10 protein-coding genes are annotated in these 13,198 nt (G+C 41.1%); 5 read left to right on the top strand and 5 right to left on the bottom strand.

Annotation, left to right across the window (positions count from 1 at the left end; all coding sequences use genetic code 11):
• The first annotated feature begins 145 nt into the window (after positions 1–145).
• The 4 genes from nirB (at position 146) to ACFSKL_RS18165 (ending at position 5,918) form a co-directional block, all read left to right on the top strand.
• Positions 146–2,644: a nitrite reductase large subunit NirB gene (gene nirB / locus ACFSKL_RS18180; protein ID WP_376888061.1), complete on the top strand. Its 2,499-nt coding sequence runs from the start codon at positions 146–148 to the stop codon at positions 2,642–2,644.
• 149 nt (positions 2,645–2,793) lie between these two features.
• On the top strand, positions 2,794–3,177 hold the full coding sequence (gene nirD / locus ACFSKL_RS18175) for a nitrite reductase small subunit NirD (RefSeq protein WP_376888059.1): 384 nt from the start codon (positions 2,794–2,796) through the stop codon (positions 3,175–3,177).
• A 213-nt stretch (positions 3,178–3,390) separates the two neighbouring features.
• Positions 3,391–5,220, top strand: a complete 1,830-nt coding sequence (locus tag ACFSKL_RS18170; RefSeq protein ID WP_376888058.1) for a sensor histidine kinase — start codon at positions 3,391–3,393, stop codon at positions 5,218–5,220.
• Positions 5,221–5,231: 11 nt separating this feature from the next.
• Positions 5,232–5,918: a response regulator transcription factor gene (locus ACFSKL_RS18165; RefSeq protein ID WP_376888056.1), complete on the top strand. Its 687-nt coding sequence runs from the start codon at positions 5,232–5,234 to the stop codon at positions 5,916–5,918.
• Positions 5,919–6,649: 731 nt separating this feature from the next.
• Here ACFSKL_RS18165 and moaCB read toward each other — a convergent pair.
• The 5 genes from moaCB to ACFSKL_RS18140 all read right to left on the bottom strand — a co-directional run bounded on the left by moaCB (position 6,650) and on the right by ACFSKL_RS18140 (position 12,284).
• Positions 6,650–7,561, bottom strand: a complete 912-nt coding sequence (moaCB, locus tag ACFSKL_RS18160; protein ID WP_376888053.1) for a bifunctional molybdenum cofactor biosynthesis protein MoaC/MoaB — start codon at positions 7,559–7,561, stop codon at positions 6,650–6,652.
• 263 nt (positions 7,562–7,824) lie between these two features.
• A complete protein-coding gene (gene mobA, locus ACFSKL_RS18155) occupies positions 7,825–8,415 on the bottom strand; it encodes a molybdenum cofactor guanylyltransferase (RefSeq protein WP_376888051.1) in 591 nt (196 codons plus the stop codon).
• A 226-nt stretch (positions 8,416–8,641) separates the two neighbouring features.
• On the bottom strand, positions 8,642–9,817 hold the full coding sequence (locus ACFSKL_RS18150; RefSeq protein ID WP_376888049.1) for a molybdopterin molybdotransferase MoeA: 1,176 nt from the start codon (positions 9,815–9,817) through the stop codon (positions 8,642–8,644).
• 8 nt (positions 9,818–9,825) lie between these two features.
• A complete protein-coding gene (moaA, locus tag ACFSKL_RS18145; RefSeq protein ID WP_376888047.1) occupies positions 9,826–10,806 on the bottom strand; it encodes a GTP 3',8-cyclase MoaA in 981 nt (326 codons plus the stop codon).
• A 530-nt stretch (positions 10,807–11,336) separates the two neighbouring features.
• Positions 11,337–12,284 carry a helix-turn-helix transcriptional regulator gene (locus tag ACFSKL_RS18140; protein ID WP_376888046.1) on the bottom strand — a complete coding sequence of 316 codons (948 nt, stop codon included), beginning with the start codon at positions 12,282–12,284 and terminating at the stop codon, positions 11,337–11,339.
• Between the two features lie 274 nt (positions 12,285–12,558).
• Between ACFSKL_RS18140 and ACFSKL_RS18135 the strand changes: the two genes are divergently transcribed.
• Complete coding sequence (locus ACFSKL_RS18135) at positions 12,559–13,038, top strand: DinB family protein (protein ID WP_376888044.1); 480 nt, start codon at positions 12,559–12,561, stop codon at positions 13,036–13,038.
• Positions 13,039–13,198: the final 160 nt, after the last annotated feature.

Below are 13,198 nucleotides of genomic sequence, written 5' to 3'. Positions count from 1 at the left end.
AATACTTAATTTTTTAGAAAATTTGTTTTAAATTAGCGGAGAGTTTAAGGATAAATACTGAAACAACATGCTAAACACTACGGGTGTATGGTTGGTGAGTTGGTTTTTGGCTTATCTGGATTTGTTTTAAGAAAATCATAATCGTATGAAAAAAGTCATTGTAGTCGGAAACGGAATGGTCGGGTTCAAATTTTGTGAAAAACTGAAAGAGTCTGATAGAGGAGGAGACTTTTCTGTCACTGTGTTTGGTGAAGAGCCTTGGCCTGCTTATGATCGTGTTCATTTGAGTTCTTATTTTTCAGGGACTAGTGCAGAGGAATTGTATATGGCTCCACGGAGCTGGTATGTGGAAAATGAAATTGAACTCAGGACAAAGGAGTTGGTCACTTCAATAGATAGAGAGGCCAAACTGGTGCGTACGCATCAAGGGCTGGAGTTTAGCTACGATTATTTGATATTGGCAACAGGTTCATCGGCTTTTATACCCCGGATCAATGGGGTAGAGAAAAAAGGCGTATTTGTCTACCGAACATTGGAGGATTTGGAAAGAATCATGGCCTATGGAAGTAAGGTTGGTTCTGCAGCTGTGATCGGTGGGGGATTGTTGGGTTTGGAGGCGGCCAAGGCGGTGTTGGATATGGGGCTGGAAGCCCATGTTGTAGAGTTTGCCCCAAGATTGATGCCGAGGCAATTGGATGACTGTGGAGCTTCTCTTTTGAAATCAAAGTTGGAGGATCTGGGGATCGGAATCCATTTGGGGAAAAGTACATCCGAGATCACCGGTGAGTTGGCGATGGATGGTTTGTCGTTTTCTGATGGCACAGAGCTCCGTACTGATATGTTGATCATCTCAGCTGGAATCAAGCCTCGGGATGAATTGGCGGAGGGTTGTGGTTTGGAAGCCCATCCACGGGGAGGTTTTGTAGTCAATGAAAGACTGCAGACATGTGATGAATCTATTTTTGCCATAGGGGAAGCTGCTTCCTGTAATGGATTGGTGTATGGTCTGATAGCACCAGGTGTGGAAATGGCCAGACAGGTAGTCAATCAGCTTTTGGGTAAAGAAGTGACACCATTTAAAGGCTATGATATGTCAACAAAGCTGAAGTTGATCGGTGTGGAAGTTGGAAGTTTTGGGGATCCGATGGGAGATTCCGAGCCTGTTGAGACGATTGTTTTTGAGGACAAGCTGAAAGGCATATATAAACGGATCAATATTTCCCGTAAAACAAAAAAATTGGTAGGAGGGGTTTTGGTTGGGGATACTTCTGCATACGGTATGTTGCTACAGATGGTACAAAACCAAATGGTACTTCCCCCAAATCCCGAAGACTTGATTTTGGGTACCCGTGGTGAAAGTTCTGGTGGAGGCTTAGGCATCGATTCCCTACCGGATACTGCGCAGATATGTTCTTGCGAAAATATTTGCAAGTCTTCCTTGTGTGACTATATCAATTCTGGAATAGAGGATATTGGGGAGCTTAAGACCCAATCAAAAGCTGGTACTGGCTGTGGAGGTTGTGTGCCTTTGATGAATGACCTGCTGAAGCACCAACTCAAAGCGATGGGTAAGACCGTAAAAAATGTTGTGTGTGAGCATTTTGATTATTCCAGACAGGAGCTTTTGGATATTATCAAAGTAAAGGAAATCAAGACTTACAAAGCTTTGCTTGCTGAAGTAGGTGAAGGTGATGGCTGTGAGGTGTGTAAGCCCTTGGTGGCATCACTGCTTGCCAGTACTTGGAATGAGCTGGTCACAAAACAAGATACGATTCAGGATACCAATGACAGGTATTTGGCCAATATTCAAAAAGGAGGTTCGTATTCCGTAGTTCCTAGGATTCCTGCAGGGGAGATTACTCCCGAAAAACTGATTGTAATTGGAGAAATAGCCAAGGAATATGGCTTGTATACCAAGATCACCGGAGGGCAACGGATAGATATGTTTGGGGCAAGGATAGACCAATTGCCTGATATTTGGGAAAAATTGATTGATGCCGGTTTTGAAAGTGGTCATGCCTATGGCAAATCCCTAAGGACGGTCAAAAGTTGCGTGGGATCGACCTGGTGTAGATATGGTGTCCAAGACTCGGTTACATTTGCGATAGAGGTAGAGGAAAGGTACAGGGGGTTGCGGTCTCCACATAAGTTGAAAGGTGCGGTCTCTGGTTGTACTCGGGAATGTGCAGAGGCACAGAGCAAGGACTTTGGCATCATCGCAACTGAAAAAGGCTGGAACTTATATGTCTGTGGCAATGGAGGGACCAAACCTCAGCATGCCATTCTTCTTGCCAATGACATTGACAAAGAAACCTGTGTCAAATATATCGACAGATTCTTGATGTTTTATATCAAAACTGCAGAGCCACTGAACAGGACTGCTACTTGGCTCAACAAGTTGGATGGGGGGATAGAATACCTCAAAGAAGTGGTTGTCAATGACTCTTTGGGGATCGGTGAAGATTTGGAGAAAGAGATGCAGTTTATCATTGACACTTATGCTTGCGAATGGGCAGAAGTAGTAAGAAATCCTGAATTGAGAGCTAAATTCAAGCATTTTGTAAATGCAGAAGAGCCAGATCCTTCGATTTCATTTCAAGAGACAAGGGGGCAGAAGGTTCCGGAGGCATGGGGAGTCAAATAGCCACAATCAAGAAATTAAATACAAATATGCTTTGGTCAATACCAATAAATACCCATAACCATTGATCCAAAACCAGAAAGGGCAGTGAGGCAATTTAAATCTATTGCTTGTCCTTTCTGGTTTAAACCAAATCAAAACCATTCAAAATCATGACAGCAATAATCGAAAAGTATTTGAAGGCTGAGCAGAAAGGCTCACTGTATTGGTTCAAGGCAGCTTCAGTTGATTCTTTTCCCGAAGATGGGGGAGCCTGTGTTAAGTATAAAGACCTACAGGTAGCGGTGTTCAATTTCAGTAGTAGGGGGGAGTGGTATGCCTGCCAGAATCTCTGTCCCCATAAAATGGAGATGGCTATATCTAGGGGTATAACTGGTTCTTGTGAGGGAGAACCCAAGGTTGCCTGTCCATTCCACAAGAAAAATTTTTCCTTGAAGACAGGGAAAAACCTAAACAACGAAGATTATCAGATCACTACCTATCCAGTCAAAGTAGAGGACGGTTATGTATTCATCGGCTTTGATGAAGCTTATTGATAACATAATTACTTTTAGGCTTAGGCTCTTTCGAGGGTTTGGACTTAATACCTTGGCCTGAATCACCAGAGATCAATCCAGCTAAATTGTACAGCCCCGAAGAAGGTCTATCCTTTTGGGATTGATGAAAGCGATAAGCTTGGTAATAACAGTGGTTGTAAGGTTTTATAGGTAAAAATACTTAACTTTATTCTTAAATTGACCGACTTGTTCATGAAAAGTGAAACTTCAGGGAAACTAAAATTTGAAAATCTGCGCTGGAGGTATCTCATGGCCTTGTCTGCGATAGCCTTGACGATCATCATCAGCCAGACGCTTCTCCAGCATCATATATCCCGACAGATTACAGATTCTGCCGAGATCAATCTTTCCGGTAGGCAAAGAATGCTGAGTCAAAGAATCAGCAAGGCAGTATTGATGTTGTCAATTTCCAATGATAGTTTGGGATCAAAGCAATATGCAAATGAGCTAAACAAGAGCCTCCAAGAGTGGACAAATGCACATCAGGCACTTCAATATGGAAATAGTTCTTTGGGAGTCAAAGGTGTAGGGGATGAAGTCATCAAATCGATGTTTGCTGAAATCCAGCCAAGTTTTGATCTTATGGTGGATAGATCCCAGAAAATATTGGATGTAGTCTCCCAAAGGCCAGCACAGGCTGAATTGGATTCGGTATGGGTAAGTGACATATTGGAGCATGAGTCGGTTTTTTTGGCTGGGATGGATGAGATTGTTTACACATTCGACCAGTTGGCATATCAGAAGGTGGTCAAGCTCAGAAAAATAGAAATCATCCTGTTGGTGATAACTTTGGTGTTGATTTTTATAGAAGTGAGGTTTATCTTTTGGCCATCAGCACTGCTGATCAGGAGTAATTTTGCCCAACTTTCCGAAAGTGAGACCAATGCCAAAGCGATGGCTTTGGAGCTTGCGTCCCTGTATGACACTTTGGAGAATTCCTATTTGGAAATTGTGGATACGGATGTTGCCATTGAAGATTTGGTTCTGTTTGGAAAGTGCCGTTCAGATGGTGATTTTACAATGGTTTCCGAACAGTTTTCGGAAATCATGCAATTTATCAATCCGCCGGAGAATTTCTTCGTTTGGCTACAAGATCAGGGTGTTGAGGAGTTGTACGTAAGTAAAATAAGGGAATTGCTACTCGAAGGGAGGTCCTGGGATGGCGAGTTGCGACTTTTCAATAGTGAAGGGGACTTTGTGTGGTTGGACATGCATCTGACGCCGGTGTTGGCTTTGGATGGTTCTGTCTCGGAGATATTGTTGGTGGCGGCAGATATGACAGATGTGAAGGAGGCGAGGGTGAAATCACAAGAGATTCACCGAGAGAAATTGGAGAAGAAATTGAAAGAACAGCAATACAGATCTTCATTGATCTTGGAGGGACAGGAAGAGGAGAGAAGAAGGATTTCCAGGGATTTGCATGATGGTATCGGGCAATACCTCACGGCTTTGAAGTATAGCCTTGATGGAATCAATGACGTGAAGAGCAAGCAGGAATTGATTCGCTTGGATGTGTCCAAAGACTTGATAGGGAAAGTGATCAAAGAGGTGAGAAGGGTGTCATTCCATCTTACTCCCGTAGCTTTGTCTGATTATGGAATCGCTTCAGTTTTGCATAAATTCAGCCAGGAAATGAGTAAGATTTCGAGAATTCCCGTTACTTTCGAAAACCAAACTGGGTTTATCTCAAGGTTGGAGTCCAAAGTGGAGAACAACATCTACAGGGTGGTTCAGGAAGCGGTAAACAACTCCATCAAGTATTCCGAAGCCTCTGAGATCAAGATCCAACTATCGCACAATTCCAGGTATTTGCATCTGGAGATTTCGGATGATGGTGTTGGTTTTGACTATACCAAGCTGAAAGACGAAGGCCATTTCAAGTCCTCAGGACATGGGATTTTCAATATCAAAGAAAGGGTAAACCTGATCAATGGTAATTTTGAGTTGCAAACTTCAAAGGGAAATGGGACTGTAATCAGGATAGAAATAGAATTGGAAAATAAACTAGTAGCCCAAATTTAACATATAGCCACATGGAAAATATAAGAGTTGTATTGGCAGATGATCACGTAGTGGTAAGGAACGGCATCAAAATGTTGCTCGAAAGTGAAGCGGAGATCAAGGTAGTTGGAGAAGCCTCTGACGGGGAGGAAGCGTTGCAGGTTGTGCAGCAGTTGAATCCAGATATCCTGATCATAGACATCAGAATGCCCAATATGAATGGCCTGGAAGCAACAGGAAAACTTAAAAATTATTCTACCCATACCAAAGCGCTTGTACTGTCCATGCACAATGATGAGGATTATATCATCAAGTCGGTTGAATCGGGGGCTTCGGGTTACCTTTTGAAAGATACTTCAAAGGATGAATTTCTAAAAGCAATAAGAACTGTATTCAATGGGGGGAAATATTTCAGTGGAGATATCAGCAATGTTTTGGTAAACTCATATTTGAACAGGGTAAACGACAAAACAGCTTCTTTGGATAAAGGCAAGAAAAGCAATTATGAGCTTACGCAAAGGGAAAAGGAAATATTAAAACTTATTTATCAGGGGATTGGCAATAAAGAAATCGCTGCCAGCTTTGGTAAAAGTGTCCGTACGATAGAATCCCATAGATTCAATATCATGAAAAAAATCAAGGTCAACAATGTGGTGGAATTGATCCGAAAAGTAGATGAAGAACCAGAACTCAAAAATGAGATAGGGGCTTTATCATAATCTTCATTAAATTTTTACTGACCAAAATACCAGCCCTTCAAGAGGTCTAAACCCTTGAAGGGTTTCTTTCTAGAATGTTTTTCGTTACATACACTTTTTGCTTTGCCTCGCTCTCCATGTGCTTAAAAATTTAGAGATCGACTAATGATAATTTTACAGGTTGCTCCTATGGAGCTTTTATACACTATTCTATTTAATTTCTACAAACAGGTAGTCCCGATGGGACTATAGCTCTGTAAGAGCTTAATGTTTATTAGAGACTGTTCTATTTAATGTCTACATATACAGTTAGTTCTGGTTGGGCTACAGCTCCGTAGAAGCTTACTGTTATTAGAGGTTATTCTATTCAATGCCTACAGATACAGTTAGTTCCGATGGAACTACAGCTCCGTAGGAGCTCAATGTTTGTAGCAAAATAAAATTCAAGGATCAATGAAGCTCTTTAGGAGCGATCTGTTTTTTCGATAAATTCAAAGCTGAAAATAGATTCATAAAATCAATGTATAAAATAGATACAAGGTTTTTGAGGTTATACATAAAATTTCCTTGCTTACAGCTTTTATAATATTTCAATTTGGATATACGCTTCTTTGCCAGTAGCCCTATAGTCCATCCTCTACAAAGGATCATCTATCCATTCTGTTGACCATTGACTATTGACGATTTCAAAATACGTTAGTTATTATTACCAATGATTTTAGTTTTTCAACAGAACCTAATTAGACTTGCCTTCAATCATGCTTGGCTCCTTCCATGACACGAAAGATGTGGAGGATTGCGGGAAATAGTGCATCCATCGATTCTTCGGCCCCTTTGGTAGACCCTGGCAATGCCAATATCAGGCTTTCACCTATCAGTCCGGCTACACTTCTGGACAGCATTGAGAAAGGGGTACGTTGCTGTCCGTAGCTTCGTATGGCTTCTTCGATTCCTGGAATTTCCCTATCCAAAAGTGGTTTGATAGCTTCCGGAGTCACATCTCTAGGTGACAGTCCAGTGCCTCCAGTGAAAATGATGAGATCCAGCTTTTGATCCGAATAGGCAGTTAATTTTTGTTGGATATCTTCGATTTCATCCGGGATAATCACATAATCTACCACATTGACTTGATGTGGTTCAAGTTTATTGATGATGGCCTTGCCTGCCCGGTCTTCTTTTTTTCCAGCAGCGATTGAGTCCGAACATACGATCACCGCTGCTTGGAGCGAATTGTTGGCCACTTTGTTGAAGCTTGATTTGCCTCCACTTTTTTCCAGCAGTTTGATCTGTAGGATGGATATGTTCTTGTCAATTGGTTTGAGCATGTCATACATGGTGAGTGCCACAACTGATGCTGCATGCATTGCCTCCACTTCTACTCCTGTTTTGTAGATTGTGTGGATTTCCACACGGATATGGATTTCCAACCCCACTATTTTGTAAGTTATTCCGGTGTATTCAATTGGGAGTGGGTGGCAGTCTGGAATCATGTCAGCGGTTCTTTTGGCAGCAAAAAGACCAGCTACTTTTGCCATTTCAAAAACATCTCCCTTTGGGACTTTTTTTTCCAAGACTGCATTTATGGTGTCCTGTGTACTGACTTCTACTATGGCTTGCGCTATAGCTATTCTGAGGCTTGATGATTTGGCTGTGATATTGACCATGTATTTGTAATGGGATTTGAGGTTCAATAATTTTGGAATTACCGGAAATATAGGGGTATTTTTATTTAGATGACAGGTCTAGACTTCTAATTTTCAATTTTGGATTTACAAAATCTTGCCACTAATTCGTTGATTATCGTAGATGGATACCAGTATATGATTAAGACATATTCTATGCGAATTGTCTATGATATAACACCTTTTCATATCTTCAGTTGCAATGTATTGGGGTGTGATAATCAAACTCTTTTGGTTTGGTTTTTTTATTTATTTCCATAGCTTTTCTGTAAGTTTTCAATGTCTTGCATGGTGTTGAAGTTAGTGAAAACCAAAGGGTTGTTTAATGCTAAATGATCCAAATCAACGGGGGTATGTAGGTTTGATTCAATAAAACGCCTCATCTTCAACTTACCTTCCAGTATAGACTCTTTGACCTGTGGCAGCAAGGCTATATCGTATAGTGCAAGCAAGGGGTTGGTTTGCCCTTCAATAGTGGCAACACAGATTTCATGGATCTGGTGACATTCGGTGATTTTTCTTAAAGCTTCAATCGGAATCAAAGGAATATCGCAACTTAGAAGAAGGGTTTTATTCGTTTTGGCTTTGGTCAGGGCAGTATAAAGCCCGCCCATAGGTCCTTGATCCGGTATGATATCTTGATAAAGTGGTTTGCCGAAAACCATGTATTCGGTGCTGGGGCTGATGATACTTGTGTGGAGACCAAGCTGATCAGCCTTTTCTATGAGGTGCTGAACCATAGGTTTACCCAGAATTGGGATCAGTCCTTTGTCTTGCCCCATCCTGCTGCTTTTCCCACCAGCAAGTATAAAAACTTCTACCTCGTTGTTGTTCATTTGGATCCCAATTGCATGCCTCACTCTGGTGGTAAGTCCCTCGTCTTTAGGTGAATACTTTATTGTGTGTTTTTTCTTTGTGAACTTGGTGTTTTTACTTTGTGGTCTTTGTGGTTATAATTTTTACCACAAAGATCACTAGGTCTCGGATGCACTTTAGTCGCCTTTAGGTGGAACCAAATCTATCGATCTTTAGCCGATAATGGTTTAGTTTGACTTTGGTGTTCTACCATTCGTAGGTTGCCACTATATCCCCTTCTTTGAGGGGTGGGCTTTCTTCAGGGATTTCCACCAGGCAATCTGCCTGTCCAAATGCATTCAAATTAAAGGATTCTTGTCCTGGGAGTATGGCTACTTTTCCTTTATTTCGTTTCGATTTCAGAAAATGGGTAAGTTGGCTTTTTCCGGAGAAAGGTGTTTCCAGTTGGAGATAGGATGCGGGTTGCCAGACGTCTTTGAACCCCATCCATTGTAAGATGGCAGGTTTTACATATTGGATGAAGCAGGTGATCACAGATGCGGGGTTTCCCGGCAGTGAAAATATCATATGACCTGACTTGATGCCTGCAAACAAAGGTTTTCCAGGTTTGTGTTTGACTTTGTAGAACAGTTCTTCTACACCAACTTCAGCCAGACTCTTTTTTACATAATCATAATCCCCAACGGAGATACCTCCTGAGATAATTGTGAAGTCATACCTGTTTGTGATATTTTCGATGGACTTGAGCAAGGTGATCGGGTCATCGGAAATATGAAAAACTTCAAATGACCGCATTCCCATTTTTTTTAGGTAGCTGGAGATGATTGGACCATTTGTATTATAAATCTGCCCGGATTCGAGCGCAGTACCTACTTCTTTGATTTCATTTCCTGTTATGATGACTCCCACTGATGGTGGGGAGAAGGCATCGACCTTTGCTATTCCCAATGATGCCAACAATCCCACTGTTCCTGGAGTGATGCGTGAACCCTTTTCCAAGACTTTGTCTCCGGGAATTGATTGGGATCCTTTGGTACGGACATTTGCCCCTTTGGCAAATTTCCCCGCATCAAAACTTATCGTGTCGCCGTTTTTTATCACAAACTCTTGGGGGATGACTGTGTCTGTTCCTTTTGGGATTGGTGCCCCTGTAAAGATTCTGCAAGCTGTTCCTGATTTGATTCGGACATTGTCTACGTCACCAGCGGCAATGGTGAAAACCACTTTATATGGAATTGGCTCTTTTTGCCATGACACCGCATAGCCATCCATGGCAGAATTGTCAAATGAAGGTACGTGAATCGGTGCTGTGATGTCAGATGCCGTTATTAGATCTACAGAATCCGATAAGTAGACCGAGGTAGACGGTCCTATTGGGCAACTTTTGGATAATATTGCTTTTGCTTCTCCTACTGAAATCATTTTCTGGATTATCCTCCAATTTTGATCATACTTCTATTTTCTATTTTACTTGCATCTGCTTTCTCATAGTTTTTACTGAATTGCCCACCCAATGAAGCTTTCTTTTTGTAAAGGGAAAGTTTGATCAGAGGTTCAATGTCTTTTCCTTGTCGGAGTTGTCCGAGTAAGTCAAGTTCTCCTTTTTCAAAGAGGCAGTTTTTCATTTTACCATCAGCAGTGATACGCATCCTGTTACAGTCTCCGCAAAAATGCTCTGACATGGTAGTGATAAAGGCAAATGTGCCTTGATGGCCTATCGCTTTATATTTTTTGGCAGTATCGTGGGGAAGATCTTTAAGCTTGACGATGTCGAACTCTTCTTCTACCATGCGTACCATTTTTTTTGCAGTCATCACCTTGTCGCTGTTCCAGTTGTTTCCGGAAAATGGCATAAATTCGATAAAACGGACATGGAGGGGGAGATCTTTCGTCAAGCGAACGAAATCCAACAACTCCTTCTCAATGATGCCGTTGAGTGCGACTACATTTATTTTTACCCTAAAGCCTTCTTTCAATAGCAACATGATGTTTTGCTGGACTTTGAGAAACTGATCCCTTTTGGTCAATTTATAAAACACATCTTCCCGGAGTGTGTCCAAGCTTACATTCAGGGATTTGATTCCACATTTTTTAAACAATTCTATGTATTTGTCTACCAAAACACCATTGGTAGTCAGGGTTAATTCTACAGGAAGTTTGGAAAGGCGATCGATGATCATCCCAATGTCTTTTCTTACAAGAGGTTCCCCTCCTGTAAGCCTTATTTTATTTACTCCCAACTGTACGAATTTCTTGGCGATAGATTCTATTTCATCCACACGCATCAAATGCGCTGATGGCATCGATTGGGTGTCCTCATCAGGCATACAATAACTGCAACGGAAATTGCAGCTGTCTGTAAGTGATATCCTGAGATATGTATGAACCCTTTGGTGTTGGTCTATCAGCATGGTGTTGGTTTTGAATCGTAGTGCTATTGTGATATTTGCCCTTAATCGACTTTGAAGCTATTGGTTTTGCAAGAAGCTATTCTTATGGATATATTCTCAAAATCCCAATTGCTAATATACTGTAATTACTTAAATTTTTTAAGTAATATTACTTATTTTTTTTTAATATTCAGTATTGCTTTGCCAACGTCTTAATGTCTCACTCTGGAGATAATCCCTCGCATTTAGGCGGAGACTTTGGTGTTTTCACTTGGTGATCTTTGTGGTAAAAATTATAACCACAAAGATCACCAAGTTTTTCACAAAGAACACTAAATCTCGGATGCACTTTAGTCTCCTTAAGACAAAACCAGGACTATCGGTCTTTAGCCGATAGTAGGTTAGTTCTTCCATTGGTTTAAGCAAGAGGCTTAAAACAGGGATTGGGGAACTCCTTGATGTTAACCAGTGAGATAAATAAGAACTCTTCGTTAACATTTTTCAAGTTACCAATTTAATTCCAATTGCCATTTCAAAATATCATTTTCATATCAATTGTGTCTTTCCAACATTCGGTTCAAAAGATCATGCAGCATGGACTTGAGTTCTTTTGGTTCAACTACCGTGAGGTGGTCGGCAAATATGATTATCCATCTGAGCATGCCTTCCAGTGAACTTATCATAAAGGTCATTTCTGTATGCTTACCGACTTCCTTTTGCATGACGAAGCCATGGTTGTACTTTTGTCCATTGATGTATTTTATGATATCCTTGGAGACAAGGATGACGACTTTGTTAAGGGACTCTTGTTTTTGGAGTTTGTCCAAATAGGTCCGTAAGCTGGGGTGTCTATCTGGAAAGGTCTCGTTTTTCGATTGGATGTTTTGGATTCTGTCAACCCGAAATGTCCTGTATGCTTTTCTCAATCTGCACCAGGCTATCAGGTACCATTTGTCGAAAGCATAATAGATTCCGATTGGCTCGATTTCCCTTGTGCTTTTTTCTTCCTTTTCGAATGAAATGTACGTTATAATTAGGGTGCTTTTGGTGGAGAGGCTATTCAGTATAACCTGGAGCTCTTGGTCTTTGTACGCAATTTGATTGGGATGCAGTCCATCCAATACCTCTATATGTTCGGAGAGGTCTTCCAAGGTAGATTTGTCAGTATGCCTTAAGACAGCTTTGATTTTGATCATGGCAGATTGGAAATCTTTGTTCATCTCCTTGCCTGTGATTTTCTTATAAATCTTTTCAGCTACCAAAAAGGAAAATGCTTCTTCCTTGGAGAACATCAAGGGAGGAAGTCTATAGCCTTCTACCAATTGGTATCCTACGCCCGCCTCCGAGGAAATAGGGACACCAGATTCTTCCAGTGACCTGATATCCCTGTATACAGTCCTGAGGCTTATCTCAAACCTATCTGCAATTTCCTGGGCTTTGATGGTTCGCTTTGACTGTAATTGGGTCAAAATAGCTGTAAGTCTTTCTAATCTGTTCATGTTTTGGTCATTGGCTATATGGGGTCAAAAAAAACAATGAATAAAGATGTACCAAAATATTTTTTTTGAAACCCTACTGACATAAGGCTGTCACTTGGCTGGTTTTAATTTGTAACAATCAATCTTACTTCACAGGCTTAGCGGCAGGATGGATTTAAGAAAAGATTCAATGATTCAGGTCCAAGGATGCTTTGAAATGAATGCCAAATTAATATTAATAAAGTTTTAAACCTTCAAAATCAATCAAATTATGGAAAGTAAAAATTCATCAACAATGACACAGAATTCAATCATGACAGTCAGCCCCGAACAGTTTTTGGCTCATTGGCAGGGACACCGCGCACTTACCAGGAGAGTGATTGAGGCATTTCCGGAGGATAAGTTGTTTTCATATAGCATAGGTGGGATGAGACCTTTTGCAGTAATGGTTAAAGAACTGATTGCTATTGCAGTCCCCGGAGCCAAAGGCTTGGCGACTGACATTTGGGAAGAATTTGACGAGAATGTAGATTTGGGCAACAGCAAAGCTGAAATATTGTATCATTGGGATCAGGCTACTGAAGATATAAACTACTGGTGGTCTCAGATACCTATGGAGAGATTTCAGGAAGATCTTGTTGCATTTGGACTCTACAAAAATAGGGGCTATTGTACTCTTTTGTACTTCATAGACAATGAAATCCACCACCGGGGACAAGCTTATGCGTATTTGAGATCCTTGGGGATCGAGCCGCCTTCTTTTTGGGAAAGGTAGTAACCTGAGTTCGACTATTCTCACTTTGTCAACCTGCCTGCCGGCAGGCAGGAACGGTTTTAAATGGTGAGAACTACGAAAAGAAGGTGCGCACTTTTTTATGAAGTAATATTGGGATATTGTGGATTGAAAAAGTGAAGTAGGTTGCCGTTTGAAACCA

This window comes from Belliella marina (assembly GCF_042682445.1).
Classification (GTDB): Bacteria; Bacteroidota; Bacteroidia; order Cytophagales; family Cyclobacteriaceae; genus Belliella; species Belliella marina.
This window is presented reverse-complemented; position numbering and strand designations above follow the sequence as displayed.

Excerpts from the sequence above, each read along its gene's own strand:
- ACFSKL_RS18140 (WP_376888046.1), bottom strand. The coding sequence starts at position 12,284 with ATGAACAGATTAGAAAGACTTACAGCTATTTTGACCCAATTACAGTCA.
- nirB (WP_376888061.1), top strand. The coding sequence starts at position 146 with ATGAAAAAAGTCATTGTAGTCGGAAACGGAATGGTCGGGTTCAAATTT.
- ACFSKL_RS18150 (WP_376888049.1), bottom strand. The coding sequence starts at position 9,817 with ATGATTTCAGTAGGAGAAGCAAAAGCAATATTATCCAAAAGTTGCCCA.
- ACFSKL_RS18170 (WP_376888058.1), top strand. The coding sequence starts at position 3,391 with ATGAAAAGTGAAACTTCAGGGAAACTAAAATTTGAAAATCTGCGCTGG.
- ACFSKL_RS18135 (WP_376888044.1), top strand. The coding sequence starts at position 12,559 with ATGACACAGAATTCAATCATGACAGTCAGCCCCGAACAGTTTTTGGCT.
- moaA (WP_376888047.1), bottom strand. The coding sequence starts at position 10,806 with ATGCTGATAGACCAACACCAAAGGGTTCATACATATCTCAGGATATCA.
- nirD (WP_376888059.1), top strand. The coding sequence starts at position 2,794 with ATGACAGCAATAATCGAAAAGTATTTGAAGGCTGAGCAGAAAGGCTCA.
- mobA (WP_376888051.1), bottom strand. The coding sequence starts at position 8,415 with ATGAACAACAACGAGGTAGAAGTTTTTATACTTGCTGGTGGGAAAAGC.
- ACFSKL_RS18165 (WP_376888056.1), top strand. The coding sequence starts at position 5,232 with ATGGAAAATATAAGAGTTGTATTGGCAGATGATCACGTAGTGGTAAGG.
- moaCB (WP_376888053.1), bottom strand. The coding sequence starts at position 7,561 with ATGGTCAATATCACAGCCAAATCATCAAGCCTCAGAATAGCTATAGCG.